Annotated in this window: 21 protein-coding genes; 5 read left to right on the top strand and 16 right to left on the bottom strand. The window is 72.4% G+C overall.

What is annotated here, in order from left to right; genetic code table 11:
• Positions 1–2: 2 nt before the first annotated feature.
• The 8 genes from AMK25_RS28940 to AMK25_RS32100 all read right to left on the bottom strand — a co-directional run bounded on the left by AMK25_RS28940 (position 3) and on the right by AMK25_RS32100 (position 5817).
• Positions 3–920, bottom strand: coding sequence for an urease accessory protein UreD (locus tag AMK25_RS28940; RefSeq protein WP_073831527.1), 918 nt, complete (start codon positions 918–920; stop codon positions 3–5).
• Positions 917–1546 carry an urease accessory protein UreG gene (ureG, locus tag AMK25_RS28935; protein WP_013287653.1) on the bottom strand — a complete coding sequence of 210 codons (630 nt, stop codon included), beginning with the start codon at positions 1544–1546 and terminating at the stop codon, positions 917–919. The genes AMK25_RS28940 and ureG overlap by 4 nt, the downstream gene beginning before the upstream one ends.
• A gap of 36 nt (positions 1547–1582) precedes the next feature.
• Positions 1583–2260 (bottom strand): urease accessory protein UreF, encoded by a 678-nt coding sequence (locus tag AMK25_RS28930; RefSeq protein ID WP_241826536.1) that lies wholly within the window; start codon positions 2258–2260, stop codon positions 1583–1585.
• A 17-nt stretch (positions 2261–2277) separates the two neighbouring features.
• A complete protein-coding gene (ureE, locus tag AMK25_RS28925; RefSeq protein ID WP_073831525.1) occupies positions 2278–2841 on the bottom strand; it encodes an urease accessory protein UreE in 564 nt (187 codons plus the stop codon).
• 57 nt (positions 2842–2898) lie between these two features.
• Entirely contained in the window at positions 2899–4617 is a 1719-nt protein-coding gene (locus AMK25_RS28920; protein WP_073831524.1) for an urease subunit alpha, read from the bottom strand.
• A 41-nt stretch (positions 4618–4658) separates the two neighbouring features.
• Positions 4659–5168 (bottom strand): urease subunit beta, encoded by a 510-nt coding sequence (locus AMK25_RS28915; protein ID WP_073831523.1) that lies wholly within the window; start codon positions 5166–5168, stop codon positions 4659–4661.
• A 43-nt stretch (positions 5169–5211) separates the two neighbouring features.
• Positions 5212–5514 carry an urease subunit gamma gene (locus tag AMK25_RS28910; protein ID WP_064445193.1) on the bottom strand — a complete coding sequence of 101 codons (303 nt, stop codon included), beginning with the start codon at positions 5512–5514 and terminating at the stop codon, positions 5212–5214.
• A 93-nt stretch (positions 5515–5607) separates the two neighbouring features.
• Entirely contained in the window at positions 5608–5817 is a 210-nt protein-coding gene (locus tag AMK25_RS32100) for an MFS transporter (protein WP_241826535.1), read from the bottom strand.
• A 111-nt stretch (positions 5818–5928) separates the two neighbouring features.
• On the opposite strand from AMK25_RS32100, the gene AMK25_RS28900 reads away from it, so the two are divergent.
• A complete protein-coding gene (locus tag AMK25_RS28900; protein ID WP_241826534.1) occupies positions 5929–6651 on the top strand; it encodes a YoaK family protein in 723 nt (240 codons plus the stop codon).
• Positions 6652–6654: 3 nt separating this feature from the next.
• Here the strand turns inward: AMK25_RS28900 and proC are convergent, their stop codons facing one another.
• The 4 genes from proC to AMK25_RS28880 form a co-directional block, all read right to left on the bottom strand.
• Complete coding sequence (proC, locus tag AMK25_RS28895; RefSeq protein WP_073831522.1) at positions 6655–7473, bottom strand: pyrroline-5-carboxylate reductase; 819 nt, start codon at positions 7471–7473, stop codon at positions 6655–6657.
• Positions 7474–7551: 78 nt separating this feature from the next.
• The gene (locus tag AMK25_RS28890) at positions 7552–8580 is read right to left on the bottom strand and encodes a 6-phosphofructokinase (RefSeq protein WP_073831551.1); all 1029 of its coding nucleotides are present in this window, start codon (positions 8578–8580) and stop codon (positions 7552–7554) included.
• Between the two features lie 179 nt (positions 8581–8759).
• Positions 8760–9263 carry a pyridoxamine 5'-phosphate oxidase family protein gene (locus AMK25_RS28885; protein ID WP_073831521.1) on the bottom strand — a complete coding sequence of 168 codons (504 nt, stop codon included), beginning with the start codon at positions 9261–9263 and terminating at the stop codon, positions 8760–8762.
• A gap of 56 nt (positions 9264–9319) precedes the next feature.
• Entirely contained in the window at positions 9320–9823 is a 504-nt protein-coding gene (locus AMK25_RS28880; RefSeq protein ID WP_073831520.1) for a polyadenylate-specific 3'-exoribonuclease AS, read from the bottom strand.
• A gap of 247 nt (positions 9824–10070) precedes the next feature.
• Between AMK25_RS28880 and AMK25_RS28875 the strand changes: the two genes are divergently transcribed.
• A complete protein-coding gene (locus AMK25_RS28875) occupies positions 10071–10763 on the top strand; it encodes a Crp/Fnr family transcriptional regulator (RefSeq protein WP_013287664.1) in 693 nt (230 codons plus the stop codon).
• A gap of 63 nt (positions 10764–10826) precedes the next feature.
• On the opposite strand, the gene AMK25_RS28870 is transcribed toward AMK25_RS28875, so the two are convergent.
• On the bottom strand, positions 10827–11069 hold the full coding sequence (locus AMK25_RS28870; RefSeq protein WP_073831519.1) for a hypothetical protein: 243 nt from the start codon (positions 11067–11069) through the stop codon (positions 10827–10829).
• A gap of 59 nt (positions 11070–11128) precedes the next feature.
• On the opposite strand from AMK25_RS28870, the gene AMK25_RS28865 reads away from it, so the two are divergent.
• Positions 11129–14677 (top strand): ATP-binding protein, encoded by a 3549-nt coding sequence (locus AMK25_RS28865; RefSeq protein ID WP_241826533.1) that lies wholly within the window; start codon positions 11129–11131, stop codon positions 14675–14677.
• A gap of 3 nt (positions 14678–14680) precedes the next feature.
• Here the strand turns inward: AMK25_RS28865 and AMK25_RS28860 are convergent, their stop codons facing one another.
• Complete coding sequence (locus AMK25_RS28860) at positions 14681–15376, bottom strand: lysophospholipid acyltransferase family protein (RefSeq protein ID WP_073831518.1); 696 nt, start codon at positions 15374–15376, stop codon at positions 14681–14683.
• A gap of 185 nt (positions 15377–15561) precedes the next feature.
• Here AMK25_RS28860 and AMK25_RS28855 point away from each other — a divergent pair, with 185 nt between their 5' ends.
• Positions 15562–16401, top strand: coding sequence for a DUF308 domain-containing protein (locus tag AMK25_RS28855; protein WP_073831517.1), 840 nt, complete (start codon positions 15562–15564; stop codon positions 16399–16401).
• Positions 16402–16573: 172 nt separating this feature from the next.
• Positions 16574–17992, top strand: coding sequence for an alpha,alpha-trehalose-phosphate synthase (UDP-forming) (locus AMK25_RS28850; protein WP_073831516.1), 1419 nt, complete (start codon positions 16574–16576; stop codon positions 17990–17992).
• Positions 17993–18008: 16 nt separating this feature from the next.
• On the opposite strand, the gene AMK25_RS28845 is transcribed toward AMK25_RS28850, so the two are convergent.
• A complete protein-coding gene (locus AMK25_RS28845; RefSeq protein WP_073831515.1) occupies positions 18009–18833 on the bottom strand; it encodes an alpha/beta hydrolase in 825 nt (274 codons plus the stop codon).
• Positions 18830–20233 (bottom strand): flavin-containing monooxygenase, encoded by a 1404-nt coding sequence (locus tag AMK25_RS28840; RefSeq protein WP_073831514.1) that lies wholly within the window; start codon positions 20231–20233, stop codon positions 18830–18832. Before AMK25_RS28840 ends, AMK25_RS28845 begins: the two co-directional genes overlap by 4 nt.
• Positions 20234–20263 lie beyond the last annotated feature (30 nt).

Raw genomic sequence — 20263 nt, 5'->3', positions numbered from 1 at the left:
GGTCAACGCCAGCTGAAGACCGGCGGGAAGGTGCAGCCGGTCACCTCTTCGCGGGCGGCCGTGCAGAACGCGCGTACCGCGGCGCGGACCGGTTCGGTTTCCTGCCCGAGCACCTTGAACACCAGGCCGGCGTCGTTCGGCAGCCGGCTCACAGCGGTGGCCAGCGGTGTCGCCTCGTCCCACACCGGCGTCGCGGTCCGCTCGAAGACCCTTGCCGCCCGGTCCGGGTAGGTGAGCAGCACGACGTTGCCGAAGACGTGGAAGCGGTCCATCATGCCGATCCGCGTCACCGGGAACCGGCCCGGCGTGATGACGAACTTCTCCACGAACAGCGGGCGTCCGTCGGGCCGCTGCGCCCGCAGCGTGGTGGAGAACAGGTCGTACGCGAAGATCTCGCCGTCGCGGTAGTACTTGCGGCCGGGCTGGAGCACCTCGGCGTACAGCATTGTCGCGGTCTCCGGGAGCCGGACCACCGTGTCGGAGACGAACCGGCTGCGCCGGAACGGGATCACCGGCTCGGGCAGGAACTCCAGGTAGGCGTCCTCGGCCAGGGTGAAGCTCTGGCTCTGGGTGCCGTAGTTGGCGTCCATCTCCTGGATCTTGGTGGCGGCCTGGGTGACCAGGTGCGCCTGCGCGCCGGGCCCCAGGTCGACGTCCATCCGCAGCCGGTCGCCCTGGAGCACACCGCCGGAGGTGGTGAGGATCATGACGCAGGGCAGGCCCGGCATCTCCTCGTCCCAGTAGAGCGCGCGCTGGACCAGCAGCGGTGACTGCCGGTAGACGTCGCGCAGGATCGTCCGGTCCGCGCGCCGTTCGAACCCCAGCCGGAGGATCCCGACCTTGCCGTTCGCGGCGGCCGGCAGTTGCGCCGGCTGGTCCTGGTACGGCGCGAGTTCCCGGACGGAGTCCAGAGTGGTCATGCGAGCACTTCGGCGTCGAAGAGCGCGTTGCGGCGGACCAGGTCCACGAGGTCGTCGATGCCCTCGCCGGTCTTGCAGTTGGTGAAGACGAACGGCTTGCCGCCGCGCATCAGCTCGGCGTCGCGGGCCATCACGTCCAGGTCGGCGTCGACGTACGGGGCCAGGTCGGTCTTGTTGATCACGAGGATGTCGGACTTGGAGATGCCGGGGCCGTTCTTGCGCGGGATCTTGTCGCCGGCCGCCACGTCGATCACGTAGATGAAGTAGTCGACGAGCGCGGGGCTGAACGTGAGCGTCAGGTTGTCCCCGCCGCTCTCGATGAGCACGACGTCGCTGTCCGGGAACCGCGCCTCCATGTCCTCCACCGCGGCGAGGTTCATGCTGGGGTCCTCGCGTACGGCGGTGTGCGGGCAGGCGCCGGTCTCCACGCCGACGATGCGTTCCTCCACCAGCACGCCGGTCAGGGCGCGGCGGACGTGCTTGGCGTCCTCGGTGGTGACCACGTCGTTGGTGATGACCAGGATGCGCAGGCCCTGCTCGACCAGGCGGGGCACGACGGCCTCGATGATGGCCGTCTTGCCGCTGCCCACCGGGCCGCCGACGCCGATCCGACTCGCTGATTTCATCTTGGGAAAAGCCCTTCAGGTGGTGAGCGGGAGCGCTCAGCTCATGAACATCCGTACGTGTGCGTGCTGGTGCGCGCCGGCCAGCACGTCGAGGTGCGGCGCGAAGCTCTGCATGTCGTCGAGCCCGGCGGTGCGCACCTCCTCGTAGTCCTCGCCGACCCGCTCGTTTACCGCGAAGAGGATCGACTGGGTGTCGAGGTGGTCCACCCGCATCAGCCGGACCGCCGCGCCGAGCACCATGGAGGCCGCGCCGTACTGGTGGGCGGCGAACGCGTCCGCCTCGCCCACGCCGAGTTCGGCGAAGAGCACGCCGAGCGCGACCGGGTAGGTGACCGGGACTCCGCCGCCGCTCTCCGCGACGCGCTTGCGCAGCAGGGACTCCCCCACCACCCGTTCGGCGGCCTCGGCCAGCTTGCGCCCCATGCGGACGGTCATCGTCCGCGTCTCCTCGTTGATCTTGCGCAGGTGTACGGCCTCGTCGGCCGCCCGGATCCGGTCGAGGTCCCCGGCGCCCGCGGCGCGGTGCGCCACGAGCAGCGCGACGCCGTCACCGGTGGCGGCGGCACGGGTGACCGTCCGCACGAACTCCTGCAACGTGGTCCGGTCGTGCACCGCGCCCTGCTCGACAGCCGTCTCCAGCCCGTTGGAGAAGGAGAACGCGCCGACCGGGAAGACCGAGTCGCCGAACTGGAGCAGCTTCAGGGCCTCGGTCACCGTGGACACCCGGCCCCTCAGTTCAGATCGGCGGGCAGGTGCGTGTGCGGGGTCGAGTCGGCCCCGCCGAACAGCCGCCGCGACTCGTGCGGGGCCAGGTACGCGATGATCTCGGTGCCGGGGATGAACTCGTGGGTGAGGCCGGTGAACGCGTGTGTCCGCATCACCGAGTCCATGACCTTGCGGTCCACCGTCAGCGGGACGTACATCTTGGTGCCCTTCACCACCGCCGGCCAGTGCTGGTTGCCGATCGCGTGGCCGAGTTCGACGGCGGAGCGGATCACCATGTCCAGCGACTCGCCGTGCAGCGTGTCGAGGTGCACGACCATCACCTCGCCGAGCGCGATCCGGGCCACCACAGCGGTCGCCGTGGCGTCGTCCCAGGCGAGCACGTCGCCGTCGCGCAGCCGTACGCCGCGGGACAGGGACAGCGCCAGTTCGGTGCCGAGGCTCGTGGTCCGGCGCAGCCGGCTCTTCTGGGCGTCCCACTGGTCGAGGACCAGGTCGTCGACCTTGGCCTCCCGGAGCCGCTCGGTCCAGGCCGGCTCGTTCACGTTGCCGAGTACCGTTTCGACGAGCATGTGTTCTCCTTTCACGCGGCCCGCCGCCGGCCCGGCCGGGGCGGGCGCCGCGCCGGGTCAGCTGAAGAAGTAGAGCTGGCTGAGGGGAAGGTTCTTGGCCGCCGGCACTGTCGCGTGCACGCCGTCCATCTTCACGGCGAAGGTCTCCGGGTCGACCTCGAGCTTCGGCGTACGGTCGTTGCGCACCATGTCGCGCTTGGTCAGGTTGCGGCAGCCGTAGACCGGCATGACCTGCCGTTGCAGGCCGAGCTTCTCGGCGACGCCCGCCTCGTGCGCGGCCCGGGACACGAACGTCACGCAGTTCTTGGCGACCTGGGTGCCGGTGGCGCCGAACATGGGCCGGTAGTAGACCGGCTGCGGGGTGGGCAGCGAGGCGTTCGGGTCGCCCATGATGGACCAGGCGATCATGCCGCCCTTGAGCACCATCTTCGGCTTCGTGCCGAAGAACGCGGGCTCCCAGAGGACGAGGTCGGCGAGCTTGCCCGGGCTGACCGAGCCGATGACGTGCGATACGCCCTGGGTGATCGCCGGGTTGATGGTCATCTTGGCGACGTAGCGCAGGACGCGGAAGTTGTCGTTGGCGTCGGAGTCCTCGGCCAGCTTGCCGCGGACGTTCTTCATCTGCCCGGCGAGCTGGACGGTGCGCAGCCAGGTCTCCCCCACCCGGCCCATGGCCTGCGAGTCGCTCTGCATCATCGAGATGACGCCCTCGTCGAGGAGCACGTCCTCGGCGGCGATGGTCTCGGTGCGGATCCGGCTCTCCACGAAGGCGACGTCCGAGGGCACCTTCGGGTTGAAGTTGTGACAGACCATGATCATGTCGTACAGCTCGGACTGGCTGTTGATGCCGTACGGCACGGTGGGCGTGGTCGAGGCGGGTAGCACGTTCATCTGGCCGGCGACCTTGATGATGTCCGGCGCGTGCCCGCCGCCCGCGCCCTCGGTGTGGAAGGTGTGGATGGTGCGGCCCTCGAAGGCGGCGATGCTGTCCTCGATGTAGCCGCTCTCGTTGAGCGTGTCGGTGTGGATGCTGATCTGGACGTCGTACTCGTCGGCAACGGCCAGGCAGGACCGGATCACCGCGGGCGGCGCGCCCCAGTCCTCGTGGATCTTGAAGCTGGGCACTCCGGCCATGATCTGCTCGACGAGGGGCGCCCGGCCGCTGCTGTTGCCCTTGCCCAGCAGGCCGATGTTGATCGGCAGGTTCTCGAAGGCCCGCATCATGTTGTGGATGTTCCACGGGCCGGGCGTGATGGTGACGCCGTTGGTGCTGTCGCTGGGCCCGGTGCCGCCGCCCCAGAGGGTGGTGACGCCGTTGCTGAGCGCGGCGTACACCTGCTGCGGGGTGACCAGGTGGACGTGCGCGTCGATGCCGCCGGCGGTCAGGATCAGGTGCTCGCCGGAGATCGCGTCGGTGCCCGGACCGGTCACCAGGCCCGGGGTCACCCCGTCCATGATGTTGGGGTTGCCGGCCTTGCCGATCCCGGCGATCTTTCCGTCCTTGATCCCCACGTCCGCCTTGACCACGCCGAGCAGCGCGTCGAGGATTGTCACGTTGGTGATCACCAGGTCCACCACGCCCTCGGCGCTGGTGGCCTGGCTGGCGCTGCCCATGCCGTCGCGCAGGGTCTTGCCGCCGCCGTACATGACCTCGTCACCGAGGACCCGCAGGTCCTTCTCGATCTCGATGTAGAGGTCGGTGTCACCCAGCCGGATCTGGTCGCCCGTGGTCGGGCCGTACATTCCGGCATATTCCTGCCGTGAGATCTGACTCATGCGTTCTCGCTCCAGCTCTGGCGCGTCGAAGGATTGCCGGGCTACTTGTCGCCCTTGCCGCTCTTGTCCTGGCCCTTGCCCTTGCCCTTGGCCTGGTCCTTGGTCTGACCCTGGTCCTGCTGCTGCGACATGGTCTTGAAGCCGCGCGTCTGGGCCTGGTGGAGCGCCTCGGCCCGGTCCGGCCGGTACCCGGGGATCGGCCCGTCGCCGGTCCAGCCCTGGACCAGGCCGTTGAAGCCGTACACCCGCTGGGAACCGCCGTACGGGACGAGCTGGACGGTCTTGCGGTCGCCGGGCTCGAACCGGATCGACGTCGTGGCCGGGATGTTCAGCCGCTTGCCGAACGCCGACGGGCGGTCGAACTCCAGGAAGCGGTTGGCCTCGAAGAAGTGGAAGTGGGAGCCGACCTGGATGGGCCGGTCACCGGTGTTGTGCACGACCACCTCGGTCACCGGCCGCCCGGCGTTGAGTTCCAGAGGTTGGTCGCTGAGCTTGTAGCCGCCGATGGGCCGAAGGTGCTTGGAGTTCGGTCCCGGATGTTGCTTCGCCATGTCGCCCCCGCTCTGCCGGAGACCGTGGCCTCCGGTCGCTGCTCTACTGGATGGGTGAGTGGACGGTGATCAGCCGTGACCCGTCGGTGAAGACCGCCTCGACCTGGAGCATCGGGATCATGTCCGCCACGCCGGGGATCACGTCGTCCGCCGTGAGCACGTGGCTGGCGTCGTTCATGACCTCCTCGACGGTCTTGCCCTCCCGCGCGCCTTCGAGCGCCGCGGCGCAGATCACCGCCACGGCCTCGGGGTGGTTGAGCTTGACCCCGCGCGCCCTGCGGGCGTTTGCGACCATCGCCAACGAGTGGATCGTCAGCTTGTCGAATTCCTTCGGCGTGAGATGCACTTCGCGATCCCTTCGTCCGCACCTTCTGTACGGTTTCAGCTATTTCGTCACCGTAGGAGCGGATTGACGGCCCCGCAGGCTTTCAGGGAGATTTCAGGAACCGGTGTGCGTCCGCTTGCGCCGGTCGTAGTCGGCGACCCACATCTGCTGGATCTGCTCCAGCGTCCGGCCCTTGGTCTCCGGCAGATAGCGCCGGACGAACAGGAAGCCGACCACGCACAGGCCGGCGAAGAGCGCGAAGACGCCCGACCGCGTGCGGCGGGGCAGCCGATCGGCCGCGCGTCCGCCCGGGCGACCGCCCACCGAAACGGGCGAAAGCCTCTATACGCGACATATAGTAGGTTCGCCGCAGCGGCCCGACAGCGAAATTCCCGGACGCTGCCAGGGCTGCTCCTGCACACGGACGGGGGACGGGTGAACCGGTCGGCGCCGTACGGCCCCGCGGACTCCTACCGCGAGTTCCGGTACCCGCTCGCGGCGCTGGTGCTCGCCGTCGTCACCGCCGGCGCGCTGGACGCCTTCGCGTTCCTGCGGTACGGCGCGTTCGTCGCCAACCAGTCCGGAAACGCCATCTTCCTCGGCATGGGACCGGCCGGCGGACACTCCACGTGGCCCGTCTCCGCGGCGTCGATCGTCGCGTTCGCCACCGCCGCCGGGCTGGTCAGCCTGCTCCGCGGCCGCACCGGGTCGACGGCGGCGCCGCTGGTGGACATCGCCGTCACCGAGATCACCATGGTGGTCTGGACAGTGCTCAACCTGGCGCTCGCGTACGGCCGGGACGGCACCGCGTCCCGGGTGCTGCTCGCCGCCGCCGGCGCGGCCGCCATGGGCAGCCTGACCACGCTGGCGAGCCGCACCGCGGGCATCGCCACGCCGATCACCTACCAGTCGGACACCACGACCAAGACCGGTGAGCGGGCCGCCCGCTGGCTGCTCGGCCCCACCGCCGGCCGGGCCCGGGCCCGGCGGGGCACCCTGCTCGGGCTGCTCGCCCTGGTCAGCTACAGCGTCGGCGGCGCGGTCGGCACGCTCGCCCAGCACCGGCCCCGCTGGGTGCCGCTGTGGGGGACGCTCGCCCTGGCCCTGCTGGTGCTGCTGCTCCGGCGGCACCAGGGACCGGCATCGCGTCCCGGCTGAGCGTCAGTCGGCCTGGGCGGCGAGTTCCCGGGCCCGGTCCCGGGCCGCCTCCAGCGCCGCCAGCATTGCCGCGCGTACGCCGTGGTTCTCCAGCTCGCGGATCGCCGAGATGGTGGTGCCGGCGGGCGAGGTCACCGCCTCGCGCAGCTTCACCGGGTGCTCGCCGGAGTCGCGCAGCATCACCGCCGAGCCGATCGCGGTCTGCACGATCAGCTCGTGCGCCACCTGGCGCGGCAGGCCGAGCAGGATGCCGGCGTCGATCATCGCCTCGACCAGCAGGTAGAAGTAGGCGGGACCGGAGCCGGAGAGCGCGGTGACCGCGTCCTGCTGCGACTCGGGCACCCGCACGGTCGAGCCGAGCGGGGAGAACATCTCCTCGGCCAGGGCCAGGTGCTCGCCGGTGGCGTACGCGCCCGCCGAGATGGCGCTCATCGCCTGGTCGACCAGCGCCGGGGTGTTGGTCATCACCCGGACCACCGGGGTGCCCTCGGGCAGCCGGCGGTTGAAGAACGCGGTCGGCAGGCCGGCGCAGAGCGAGATGACCAGCTTGTCGGCCGGCACCTTCGGGCCGATCTCGTCCAGCAGCGCGGCGGCGTCCTGCGGCTTGACCGACACCGCGAGCACCTCGGCCTCGGTCACCGCCGTGAGGTTGTCCACCACCCGCACGCCGTAGCGGTCGGCCAGCTCCTTCGCCCGGGCGGGGCGCCGCGCGGTGGCGAGCAGCCGCTCCACCGGCCAGCCGGAGCGCAGCAGCCCGGAGAGCATCAGCTCACCGATCTTGCCGGCGCCGATCACCGCGACCGTGTGCACCTCGCGTGCCATCAGCCGTACCCCTTCCCGGGTCGCGTGGGCGTGGCGTGGCGGGCCGGATCACCGGCCCGCCACGCCGTGCGCCGTCGATCAGCTGCCGAAGAAGACCTCGGCCTCGGCGTACCGCTCCAGCGGCACGGTCTTCAGCTCGCGGGTGGCGTCGGCCAGCGGGACGCGGACGATGTCCGTGCTCTGCATCGCGACCATCTTGCCCCAGTCGCCCTCGTGCACCGCGTCGATGGCCTGCAGCCCGAGCCGGGTGGCGAGCACCCGGTCGAACGCGGTCGGGGTGCCGCCGCGCTGGATGTGGCCGAGCACCACGGTGCGGGCCTCCTTGCCGGTCTTGGCCTCCAGCTGCTCGGCGAGCCACTGGCCGATGCCGCCCAGGCGGACGTGGCCGAACGCGTCCAGCTCCTGGTTGTGCAGCACCATCTGGCCGTCCAGCGGCTGGGCGCCCTCGGCGACCACGACGATCGGGGCGTACTGGTGCTGGAAGCGCTTCTCGACGTAGCCGGCGACCTGCTCGACGTCGAACTGCCGCTCCGGCAGCAGGATCACGTTGGCGCCGCCGGCGAGGCCGGCGTGCAGCGCGATCCAGCCGGCGTGCCGGCCCATGACCTCGACCACGAGCGTGCGGTGGTGGCTCTCCGCTGTGGTGTGCAGCCGGTCGATCGCCTCCATCGCGATGTTCACGGCGGTGTCGAAGCCGAACGTGTAGTCGGTGGCGCCCAGGTCGTTGTCGATCGTCTTGGGCACGCCGATGACGTGGACGCCCAGCTCGTGCAGCTTGGTGGCGACGCCGAGAGTGTCCTCGCCGCCGATCGCGATCAGCGCGTCCACGCCCTGGGCGGCCAGGTTCTCCTTGATCCGCTCCACGCCGTTCTCGATCTTGAACGGGTTGGTGCGGGACGAGCCGAGGATGGTGCCGCCGCGGGGCAGGATGCCGCGCACCTCAGGGATGCCCAGGGGCTTGGTCAGGCCCTCGAGCGGGCCCTTCCAGCCGTCCCGGAAGCCCACGAACTCGTGACCGTAGGTGGCGACGCCCTTGCGGACCACCGCCCGAATCACCGCGTTGAGACCTGGGCAGTCGCCGCCGCCGGTGAGCACGCCGATACGCATGATCTGCTCATCCTCCTGGAGCATCAGGTGAAGCCCGGATAAGCCCCAGGATATGTGTCAGATCAGACCATCGGCGCCGTTGCCGGCCCGGGGCGGGCCGTCACTGCGCACTGTAGTCGCCACAGGTGTACGCCGACACCGCACCCCGGGCCGTTCCGGACGACGGACGGCCCTACCCGTCAGTAGCTGACCTCGCGGTTCTCCCCCGCCTTCGGCGGCTTGCCGGTCACCGCCGCCCTGGCGAAGCCGAGCAGGTTGACCACGGTGCTGCCGGGCGAGTCCCAGTACTCCGCCGAACCGGCGTGCACCTTGATCAACGTGATCCCCGGCGTCTCCAGGCCGTCCGGGAACCACACCTTGAGCAGCGGGTTCCACAACTCCTTCGCCCGGCCGGCGTCCCACTCCTCGGTGGCGGTGCCGGCCACCGACACCCAGGCGTGGTGGCGCTGGTCGGAGAAACCGACGTTGACCTGGGGGTTGACCCGGATCTGCCGGATCTTGGCGGAGTCGGCGTACGCGAAGAACCACAGATCCCCGTCGAACTCCGCCTCCTGCAGCCCCATCGGCCGGCTGACCAGCCGCCCGTCCACGCCGGTGGTGGTGAGCAGGCAGATCCGGGCGTCCCGGATCAGCTCGGTGACCCGGCGGCGGGCGTCCGCTGCGGTGGTCGGCTCGTTGCTCATGGGCACTCCTGTCTCCGATCGGCGTGATGCCGCTGCGGTGCCCGGGGCGGAACGGGTCAAACCTCCCGCGCGGTCATCGCCCGCCACCGCGCCAGGTTGTGCCTCGCGTCAACGAGCGCGTCGTGCCGGTCGGCCTCGGCGTCCGGCAGCCGGGGACGGCCCCTGTCGTCCCAGAGCTGGCGCAGCTCCTTGGTGAACCGGGGGATCTCCCGGGGCAGCGCCGGCATCGCGCCCCAGAGCTGGGCCAGCACGACGTGGTCGTACGCGGCGTACCAGGCCCACAGCTCCAACTGCTCGCCCGGCCGGTCCCGCACCGGCTCCAGCAGGAAGTCGTGCAGGTCGTCGCGGATGCGCTCGCGCGAGCGCCAGGCCCGGTCGGCCGGCGAGGGGAGCTTGTCCAGCACGTTGCGCCGCACCCAGGGCACCGCCCGGGAGTCGTCGAACTCGGTGGAGACCGCGTAGAACTCGCGGCCGTACTCGTCGACGACGCCGATCGACACCAGGTCGACGATGCGGCCGTCCTCGATGAATTCGCAGTCGTAGAAATAGCGGTAAACCATCGCCCTCATCCTCGCCCATCACCGGCACGGGCCGGTCGCCGGGGCGTCCACCGAGGTCGGCGGCGGTGCCGGCGGCGGCCGGGCATGGTCACGGAAGTGTTTCCGGGGGTGTACAGCACGCGACGAGAGCGTCATGATCTGATGTGTACCGCCGTCGGGCGCCGAACCGGTTGAGCTGCTTCGTACCGGGACTGACAGCTTCACCCGGTGTGCGAGTTGTGACTTCTGACCGGGGAGGGGTTGGGCCGTGGAGTCTCGCCTGCCGGAGCCAGGTGACGCGCTCACGGGCGTGGAGATGTTCGCCGGGCTGGAGCCGGAGGTGCGGCAGCGGGTCATCGCCGCGGCCGTACCGCGCACCTACCGCAAGGGCCAGCTGCTCTTCGTCGAGAACGACCCCGGTGAGTCGCTGATCGTGCTGCGCCGCGGCGCGGTGGCGGTGTTCCGCACCGCACCGACCGGCGAGCGCGCGGTGCTGTCGGTGATCCGACCCCCGGACGTGCTCGGCGAGGTGTCCCTGTTGGACGCCTCCACCCGCTCGGCGTCGGCCGAGGCGATCGAGGACTGCGCCGCGCTGGCGCTGTCCCGGCCCGCCTTCATGGAGCTGGTGCACTCCAACCCGCGCATCCTGGACGCGGTGATGCGCTCGCTCGGCCAGCTGATCCGGCGGCTCACCGAGCAGAACGCCGACCACGTCTTCCTCGACCTGCCGGGCCGGGTGGCCAAGACGCTGGTCCGGCTGGCCGGCGAGAGCCAGGCCCCGATGATCACGATCGAGCTGAACCAGAGCCAGCTCGCCGAGATGGCCGGCGGCTCGCGGCAGAGCGTCAACCAGGCCATCGGCTCCTTCGCCAGCCGCGGCTGGCTGCGTACCGAGGGACGCCGGATCGTGGTCACCGACGTGGCCGCGCTGCGCCGCCGGGCCGGCATGAACGACCGCTGACACGACGACGGCGGGGGCCGGCGGTCGTCCCGCCGGCCCCCGTCGCGTTCGTCGTACGCCTGGTCAGTCGCTCTTGGTGTCGGCCGGGGGCGCGCTCGGGCCCGGGCCGATCTTCGACGGGTCGGTCTTCTTCGGCGGGGTCGTCGTGGTGGTCGTGGTCTCGGTCGATCCGCTACCCGCGGGCTGCTCCACCATGCCTTTTTCCTCCAGTTCGGCGAGGGTTACGGCGTCCACGTCGACCGTGTCACCGACGGCCCACACCGTCCCCCGTGGATCGGTCCATGAGGCGGACAGCCGGACGTGCACGGCAATCTCCCTGTCGACGGGACTTCCTGCTAGGGGAGACTAGACCCGGCCGAACAGCCGTGACGTCCCGCCGACACGTCGGGTACCCGACTGCGACGGCCACGCGGGACACTGGGGACCTCACGCGTACGGAGCCGGACATCGACCTCACCTGTGGACACTGCGCCCGGACCGCCGGGCCGGACGACCGTTTCTGCGGTGGGTGCGGCCGTCCGCTGGCTGCGGCCTGCCCATCCTGCGGCCACGCCAACGACACCGGCGCCAACTTCTGCACCAACTGCGGCCAGCCGCTGCGCGACCACGCGGTCGCGGTGCAGGAGGACCGCCGCCAGGTGAGCGTGCTCTTCATCGACATCGTCGACTTCACGACATACGCCGAACGGGCCGACCCGGAGCAGGCTCGCGGCCTGCAACAGGCCTACTTCGCCACGGTGCGCCGGCTGGTGCACCAGTACGGCGGCGTGGTGGAGAAGTACATCGGCGACGCCGTCATGGCGCTGTTCGGCGCGCCGGTGGCCACCGACAACGACGCGCTGCGCTGCGTACGCGCCGGACTGGAGCTGCAACGCAGCCTGGCCCGGCAGCCGGCCGGACCGCATCCACCGCTCGGATTCCGGGTCGGCATCGCCACCGGTGAGGCCCTCGTCGACCTGGCCGCGGCGCGCGACGGCGGCCAGGCGTTCGTCACCGGCGACGTGGTGAACACCGCCAGCCGGTTGCAGGGGCTCGCCCCGGTCGGCGGCGTGGTGGTGGACGAGAGCACCTGGGCGGCCACCCGGCGCGAGATGGAGTACGACGACCAGCCGCCGGTGACGTTGCGCGGCCGGTCCACTGTGAGCCGGATCTGGCTGGCCGTACGGGCACGGCCCCGGCGCGACGGGCAGACCGCCGAGCTGACCCCGATGGTCGACCGGGACCACGAGCGGGGCCTGCTGGTCAGCGCGTTGCACCGCACGCTCACCGAGCGCACCTCGCAGCTGCTCACCGTCTTCGGCCCGGCCGGGGTCGGCAAGAGCCGGCTGCTGCGTGAGCTGGCCCGGCACGCCGCCAGCCTGCCCGGCACCCGGGTCACCTGGCTGACCGGCCAGTGCCCGCCGTTCGGCGAGAACGTCACCTACGCCGCGCTGGCCGACATCGTCCGGAGCTGGACCGGGCTGACCGGCGCCGACGACCCGGCCACCATCCGGGACCGGCTGCGCGAGCGGCTGGGCCGCCTCGCCGACCCGCACGCGGTACGGCTGGCCGAGGCGCTGGGCCCGCTCGTCGGCGTCTCCGGCGAACGGCTCACCTCGGCCGAGACCGAGGCGGCGTGGCGGCGCTTCCTGCTCGCCCTGGCCGCGACCGGTCCCACGGTGCTCGTCTTCGAGGACATGCACTGGGCCGACGAGGCGATGCTGTCCTTCGTCGAGCAGCTCGGCGCGGCGGCCCGCAACGTGCCGCTGCTCGTCGTCGCGACCGCCCGGCCGGAGCTGCGCGAGCAGCACCCGGCCTGGACCGGCACGATCAGCGGGGCGATGTCCATCTCGGTGCCGCCGATGCACGACGGCGACATCGACACGCTCTACTCGCTGCTGCTCGGCCAGGCCACGCTGCCGCAGGACGCGCGGGCGCCGCTGATCGAGTTCGCCGACGGCAACCCGCTCTACGCCCAGGAGTACGCGCGGATGCTGCTCGACGGCGGGCTGGCCGAGCGGACCGCCGCGCTCGCGCTCGTCGACCCGGTCGGGGGCGCCGGGATGCCGCGTACCGTGCAGGCGGTCATCGCCAACCGGCTGGACCTGCTCGACCCGGCCGACCGCGCGGTGCTCCAGGCCGCCTCGGTGGTCGGCGTGCAGTTCTGGGCGGCGCCGGTGGCGCTGGCGCTCGGCCGTCCGGCGGAGTGGGTCGAACGGGCGCTGCACCACCTCCAGCGCCGCGACCTCGTCTACGAGCTGCCCGTCTCGACGATGCCCGGCCAGGCGGAGTACCGGTTCCGGCACGTGCTGGTCCGCGACGTCTGCTATCAGCGGCTGCCCCGGGCCGAGCGGGTCGCCCGCCACCAGCGCACCGCCGACTGGCTGGAGCAGCTCGCCGACGGCCGGCAGCACGACCGGGCCGAGGTGCTGGCCAACCACAGGTGGGCGGCGCACGAGATCGCCCGTACGGTCGGCCTGGACCAGGCCCCGCACGCCGCCGCGACCCGGTCCGCGCTGCACCGGGCCGCACGCCGGGCGTACGACCTGCACGCGCTGGAGACCGCTGCCACGCTGGTGGACCGCGCGTTGAGCGTGGAGTGCGGTCCGGACCCGGCGCTCGAGCTGTTCCAGGCCGAGCTGGCGTTCTACCGGGACCGCGACGGCTTCCTCGACGGCGGCGGGACGGCGCTGCTCACCACGCTGGCCGGCCGGCTGGCCGACGCGGGTGACCGGCCCGGCGCGGCGAAGGCGTGGCGGCTGCTGGCCACGGCGGCCTTCGCCCGGGCCGACCGCTCGGAGCTGATGCGCTGCCTCGACCAGGCGATCGGGCTGCACGCCACGCTGCCGGACAGCGAGGACAAGGTCGGCGTGCTGCTGGAGCTGGCCCGGGCGCACATGCTCGACGCGGAGACCGAGCCGGCGTGCGTGGCCGCGCGCACCGCCGCCGAGCTGGCCGAGCGGCTGGGGCTGCGCGAGGCGCGGGCGAACGCGCGCATCACGCTCGCCGTGGTCCGCTACCAGTCCGGCGCCGAGGAGGCGTACGCCGAGCTGGCCGAGGTGACCGAGGAGTGCCGGGTGGAGCGGCTGACCAGCCGCCGCCGCGCGGTGCACAACCTGGCCTGGGTGCTCCAGGAGGAGGGCGACCTGGCCGGCTCGGCCCGGCTGATCGACGAGCAGCGCTCGCTGGACCTGGCCGGCGAGCACGCGCTGACGGTGAGCTTCAGCGACCAGTGGGCCCGGTCGTACTACAGCGGGGACTGGACGGCGGCGCTGCGGATGGCCGAGGGGTCGACGCGGCGCCCGACCGACGAGTGGGACCTGCACATCGTGGCCGTGTCCGGCTGGATCCGGGCACTCGGCGACGACCTGGCCGGCCCGGGCGGCGGCGAGGACCTGGTGGACCAGGCGCTCGTCGCGGCCCGGCGCAGCGGCTTCCAACGCGTGCTGCGTTCCACGCTGGCGCACGCCGCGCTCTGCCGCGCCGTGCAGGGCCGCCGGGACGAGGCGGTGGCGCTGCTGACCGAGCTGGACGAGGACTGGCGCCAGACCCGGATGATCCCGTTCGCCGAGTGGGTGCCGGCGATCGGCCACGTCGCGGCGCTGCTCGGCGGCGACGCCGCGGTGCTGGTGCGCGACCTGCTGGCCCACGCGCCCCGGGTGACCCGCTGGGCGCGGGCGGCCGGGCGGTCGGCCGAGGCGGCGCTGGCCCGGGGCGACGGGGACGCCGCGCGGGCGGGCCGGCTGCTCACCGGCGCGGCCGAGGGGTACGCGGAGATGACCGACGTCACCGACCAGATGATCGCGTCCGCGCTGGCTGTCGTGCCGCTGACCGAGGCGGACCCACCGGCCGCGGCGGCGACTCTGGCCCGGGTACGCGCGTTCGCCGGCCGGCACTCCGCCGCCGGGCTGCTGCGGGTCGCCGGGGCGGGCTGAGGGTCAGGCCGCGAGCGGCTGCCGTGCCGCGACGCCCTTGGCCTTCTGGGCGTACGTGTCGACGTACTCGCGGCCGGACAGCTCCATCAGCTCGTACATGATCTCGTCGGTGACCGCCCGCTCGACGAACCGGTCGCCGGCCATCCCGGCGTAGCGGGAGAAGTCCAGCGGCGGCCCGAAGCGGATCCGCACCCGGCCCAGGTTGGGGATGATCTGGCCGGTCGGCTGGATGGCGTCGGAGTTGAGCATGGCCATCGGGACCACCGGGGCGCCGCTCTCCAGCGCCAGCCGCGCCACCCCGGTCTTGCCCCGGTAGAGCCGGCCGTCCGGCGACCGGGTGCCCTCGGGGTAGATGCCGGCGATGCCACCGGCCCGCAGCACCGAGAGCTGGGTGTCGAGGGCGGCCCGGGCGGCGCGGCCGCCGGAGCGGTCGACCGGGATGGTGCCGGAGCCGACGAAGAACATCCTGGTGAGCCAGCCCTTGAGGCCCCTACCCGTGAAGTATTCGGCTTTGGCGATGAATGTGACTTTTCGCTTGACGATCAGCGGAGTGAAGATCGAATCCGAGAAGGAGAGGTGATTGCTGGCGAGGATCACCGGCCCGGCCTCCGGCACGTGCTCCAGTCCCTCGACCTGCGGGCGGAAGATCAGCCTCAGCAACGGGCCGAGGATGACGTACTTCAGCAGCCAGTACAGCACCGGCGTCCTTCCCGTTCGGTGGCGGCGGGCGGCCCGCCGCGTGGCCCCGCAGGCGCCGGTGGCGCCCGGAGGAGTCCGGGAAGAGGGTACGAACGACGAGCGGCACGCCACAACGCACTCCCGGAACCGGGTGCGGACGTGTCACGATTCAGGGCACGGGCAGCGAACGGCGAAGGGGGTGTCCGGTGTCAGGGGGCGGGCCCCGTCGGGGACGGCGGGACAACGGGCTCGACGCGGCCGAGTACGCGGTCGCGGGCGACGTCGATCCACGCGTCGGCGAGCACCTGCTCGACGTGCTCGCCGCCGGTGGCATCGCGGCCTACCTCCAGCCCTCGGCCGACCTGAACCCGGTGACCCGCACCACCACCGTCCCGGCCCGCCCGGTCGACCGGCTCTACGTCGACAGGTCGCACCTGACCACCGCCCGGGACTACCTCACCCAGCTCGCCGACGAGGGCGGCGGCGACCAGCCGCGCGCCGACGAGCCGGACATCGAGGCCGAGTGGGCGAAGATCGTCGCCGGGTTCCACACCGCGCCGAGCGCCGGCAGTCACCCCTGGCCCGCGGCCGAGGACGTGGACGACCCGCCCGCGCCGGGCGCCGCCGCCGGCAGCCGCGCCGAGGAGCCGGCCGGCCCGACCGCCACCGACGTGCGCCGGCTGCCGTACGCGGCCGACATCTCCGGCGTGTCGCTGAGCCGGGACCGGCACGACGAGCCCTCGCTGCTGGACGGCTTGGACACGTTCGGCAACAACCTGCCCGACGAGGCGTCGGACGAGGAGCACTACACCCCGCCCCCGCCGCCCCCGCTGCCCCGCTTCTCCAAGTACGCGGTGCTCGGCGTGGCCTGCATCGTGCTCGGCTTCCTGCTGTTCCTGTCCCCCACCGTGGTGTCGCTCGTCGACCCGTCGGTGGTCACGCTGCTCGGCTTCTCCGGCATCCTGGCCGGTTTCGTGATGCTGATCTGGCGGCTGCGCCCGGGCGACCGGGACGACCACGACCCGGACGACGGCGCTGTCGTCTGACGCCGCGCAGCCCGGCTCCGCCCGGATGGCGGGACGCCGCCCGCCCTGGGCCGGGGCGTAACAAGCGTGTAACTTACAGTCAGTAGGAATAGGCTGAACGTCACGTCCCGCACCGGCTGTCCGGCTTGCGTCTCTTCCGGGTCGCCGGTTCCCCTGCTGAGCGGAATGCCCGATGCGACAGAGCCCTCTCGTGGTGGTGGCCAACCGCCTCCCCATCGACGACAGTGTGGCGCCCGACGGCGCCTTCGAGTGGCGCCGCAGCCCCGGCGGCCTGGTGAGCGCCCTGCACCCGCTGCTGCGGCAGACGCCCGCCACCTGGGTCGGCTGGGCCGGCGGCACCGGACCCGCCCCGGCGCTGCCGGACGTGGACGGCGTCCGCATGCACACCGTGCCGCTGAGCGCCGAGGACTTCCGCGACCACTACGAGGGCTTCGCCAACGCCACCCTCTGGCCGCTCTACCACGACGCCGTCGAGCAGCCGGAGTACCACCGCCGGTGGTGGGAGGCGTACCAGCGGGTCAACCAGCGCTTCGCCGAGGCCGCGGCCGAGACGGCCGAGCCCGGCGGCCTGGTCTGGGTGCAGGACTACCACCTCCAACTGGTGCCCGGCCTGCTCCGCGACCTGCGCCCGGACCTGCGGATCGGCTTCTTCCTGCACGTGCCGTTCCCGCCGCCGGAGCTGTTCATGCAGTTGCCGCGCCGGGCCGAACTGCTGCGCGGCATGCTCGGCGCCGACCTGATCGGCTTCCAGCGGGCCCAGGCCGCGCACAACTTCGCCCAGCTCGCCACCAAGGTGCTCGGCCTGCCCGCGACCGACCGGCGGATCGGCGTCGACGGCCGGGTGGTGCGCATCGGCGCCTTCCCGGTCGCCATCGACACCGCCGAGATGTCCGCGCTCGCGGCGCGCCCGGAGGTCGCCGAACGGGCCCGCCGGCTGCGGCAGGACCTCGGCCAGCCGGAACAGGTGATCCTCAGCGTCGACCGGATGGACTACACGAAGGGCATCGAGCAGCGGCTCAAGGCGTACCGCGAACTGCTCGCCAGCGGCGACATCAAGGTCCGCGACACCGTGCTGGTCCAGGTGGCCGTGCCCAGCCGCGACCGGGTGGCGCAGTACCAGATCCTGCGGGACCGGGTGGAGCACCAGGTCGGGCGGATCAACGGCGAGTTCGGCCGGGTCGGCGAGCCGGCGATCCACTACCTCTCCCAGCCGTTCGACCGGGCCGAGCTGGTCGCGCTCTACCGCGTCGCGGACGTGATGGCGGTGACGCCGCTGCGCGACGGGATGAACCTGGTGGCGAAGGAGTACGTGGCGGCCCGGGTCGACGGCACCGGTGCGCTGCTGCTCAGCGAGTTCGCCGGCGCCGCCTCCGAGCTGGAGCAGGCGTACCTGGTCAACCCGCACGACCTCGACGGCCTCAAGCAGGGGCTGCTGGCCGCGCTGCGCGCCGGCCCGGAGGACGTGGCGGCCCGGATGCGCGCCATGCGCGAACACCTGGCGCGCAACGACATCCACGCCTGGGCGGCGTCCTACCTGAGCGCGCTGGAGGAGAGCGGGTCGCTCGCCGGCCGCCGCGCCGCCACCCGCTGAGCCGGCGCCCCGGCGCTCACCCCGCCGTGGACGCCGGGTCCTTGTCCAGCCAGTCCAGGATCGCGTCGATCGGCTCCCGCCAGCGGGCGTCGAGCATCAGGTCGTGCCCCATGCCGGGGAAGAGCAGCGGCGCGGAGGCGTACCGCTGGGCGGCCCGGATCAGCGCGGACGCCGGCACGACCCGGTCGTCCGGGCTGCCGAGCACCAGCACCGGCGGCCGGCCCACCGCCGGCTCCGGACCCCGGCCGGTCAGCAGCTGCCACTGCGCCCGCCGACCGGCCCGGCCCAGCCGGGCCAGGTGCCGCCGGGCGTCGGCGTCGGGCAGCTCCCGGCTGAACAGCTGCCGCCGGTTGAGCCGCAGCCCGGCGCCGAAGACCGCCGGCACGGTCCCGGCCGGATTGCGCCGCAACGCCGTGCCGAACGTCGACCAGCCGCCGAGCACCGGCGCCACCAGCACCGCCGCCCGCGCCGGGTAGCGGGCCAGCGCGTGCGCCACGACCCGGGCGCCGGCGCCGTGCCCCACCAGCACCGCCTGCCGCGGCAGGCTCGCCGCCACCTGCGTCACGTCATGGGTGTACGAGCGCAGCGTCGCCTCCGGCGCCGGCTCGCTGCCGCCGTGCCCGCGCAGGCTCAGCGCGTACGCCGGGAAGCCGCGACCGGCGGCGTGCCCCAGCCAGTGCTCGGCGAACGCCCACGCGCCGTGGCCGAACCCGGGCACGAACAGCAGCGGCGGCTTCGCCTCCTCCCGCTCCGGCACCGCGGCGAGGACCTCGCGGCGGGCGGGCCGCTCCGGCCGGGCCCACTCCCAGGACCGGACCACCCGCGTCCGCTCGACCGTCATTTGCCGTCCTCCAGCTCGTGCAGCGCGCGCTGGAGCGCGCGCAGGTAGTCGGCGTGCCCGACCTCGAACCAGTGCCGGGTGCTGTCCTTGACCTTGGCCGAGTACCGCTCGCCGAGGCCCGCGCGGACCTTGCGGTCGAACGCGGCGGCCCGCTCCGGCCGGGTGGCGCGCAGCGTGAGCAGCCGGGCGAACAGCACGCTCTGCCAGTGCGAGATGGGGAAGATGCCGGAGTCCGGCTGCACCAGGCCGACCACGGCGAGCGTGGGATGCCCGGCGGTGAACGCGTTGAGCCACAGCCGGGGCCGCCCGGAGTCGTCCTCGTCGCCGAGCACCTGTCCCTTGAGGAACTCGAAGCGCGGCAGGTATCCGGTGGCGAAGACGACCAGCTCGGGGTCGATGCGCCGGCCGTCGGTCAGCTCCACCGCGCGGTCGTCGAACCGGGCCACGTCCGGCACCGGCGTGACCTCGCCGTGCCCGACGTAGTAGACGAGCTGGCTGTTGGCGATCGGGTGCGTCTCGTAGACGCGGTGGTCCGGCTTGGGCATGCCGAACCGGGTCAGGTCGCCGACGGTCAGCCGCAGCGTCCAGTGGTAGAGCCACTGCCGTACCCGCAGCGGCACCCGCAGCGCCAGCAGCGTGTCGTTCACCTGGTCGGCGGGGCGGCCGAGGACGTACTTCGGGGCGTACCAGTAGCCGCGCCGGGTGGAGTGCCAGCAGTGCGACGCCTGCTGGGCCGCCTCGACCGCGATGTCGCAGCCGGTGTTGCCGGCGCCCACCACCAGCACCCGCTTGCCGCGCAACTGCGCCGGGTCCTTGTAGGACGAGGCGTGCATGACCTCGCCGCGGAACTGCTCCAGCCCCTCGTAGCGGGGCAGCTTCGGCGACCAGTTGTGCCCGTTGGCGAGCACCACCGCGGCGTACCGGGAGGTGCGCTCGGGACCGTAGCCGCCGGTGCTGCGCGTGGTGACGTCCCACCGGTCCCCCTCGACCGGCTCGACCCGTACCACCTCGGTGCCGAACCAGACGTGCTGGCGCAGGTCGAAGTGGTCGGCGTACCGCTCGAAGTAGGACAGGAGCTGGCTGTGGTGCGGGTAGTCCGGCCAGTCGTCCGGCATCGGGAAGTCGGGGAACTGGGTGAACGGCCGGGACGAGATCAGGTGCGTGCTGGCGTACACCGGACTGCGGTCGTGCCGCCAGTTCCAGGCGCCGCCGACGCCTGTCTCCCGCTCGTAGCAGTCCACGCCGAAGCCGGCCTCGCGGAGGTTCTTGACGGCGGTCAGGCCGCTGGCGCCGGCGCCGATGACGCAGACCGTGTCACCCCGGTCGGAGACCGGGCGTTCGGCACGGCTCGGTACGGCCGTCTGGTCCGGATCGGGGTGGCCGAGCTCGGTGGAGGACACCGCGAAATCCTGCCGAGAATGCCAGCCGTT

Origin of the sequence: Micromonospora sp. TSRI0369, assembly GCF_001905625.1 — a bacterium.
Taxonomy (GTDB): Bacteria; Actinomycetota; Actinomycetes; order Mycobacteriales; family Micromonosporaceae; genus Micromonospora; species Micromonospora echinospora_A.
The sequence above is the reverse complement of the archived record's forward strand: the minus strand, read 5'-3'. Positions and strand labels throughout refer to the sequence as shown.

Excerpts from the sequence above, each read along its gene's own strand:
- AMK25_RS28940 (WP_073831527.1), bottom strand. The coding sequence starts at position 920 with ATGACCACTCTGGACTCCGTCCGGGAACTCGCGCCGTACCAGGACCAG.
- ureG (WP_013287653.1), bottom strand. The coding sequence starts at position 1,546 with ATGAAATCAGCGAGTCGGATCGGCGTCGGCGGCCCGGTGGGCAGCGGC.
- ureE (WP_073831525.1), bottom strand. The coding sequence starts at position 2,841 with ATGCTCGTCGAAACGGTACTCGGCAACGTGAACGAGCCGGCCTGGACC.
- AMK25_RS28920 (WP_073831524.1), bottom strand. The coding sequence starts at position 4,617 with ATGAGTCAGATCTCACGGCAGGAATATGCCGGAATGTACGGCCCGACC.
- AMK25_RS28915 (WP_073831523.1), bottom strand. The coding sequence starts at position 5,168 with ATGGCGAAGCAACATCCGGGACCGAACTCCAAGCACCTTCGGCCCATC.
- proC (WP_073831522.1), bottom strand. The coding sequence starts at position 7,473 with ATGGCACGCGAGGTGCACACGGTCGCGGTGATCGGCGCCGGCAAGATC.
- AMK25_RS28890 (WP_073831551.1), bottom strand. The coding sequence starts at position 8,580 with ATGCGTATCGGCGTGCTCACCGGCGGCGGCGACTGCCCAGGTCTCAAC.
- AMK25_RS28885 (WP_073831521.1), bottom strand. The coding sequence starts at position 9,263 with ATGAGCAACGAGCCGACCACCGCAGCGGACGCCCGCCGCCGGGTCACC.
- AMK25_RS28880 (WP_073831520.1), bottom strand. The coding sequence starts at position 9,823 with ATGGTTTACCGCTATTTCTACGACTGCGAATTCATCGAGGACGGCCGC.
- AMK25_RS28850 (WP_073831516.1), top strand. The coding sequence starts at position 16,574 with ATGCGACAGAGCCCTCTCGTGGTGGTGGCCAACCGCCTCCCCATCGAC.
- AMK25_RS28845 (WP_073831515.1), bottom strand. The coding sequence starts at position 18,833 with ATGACGGTCGAGCGGACGCGGGTGGTCCGGTCCTGGGAGTGGGCCCGG.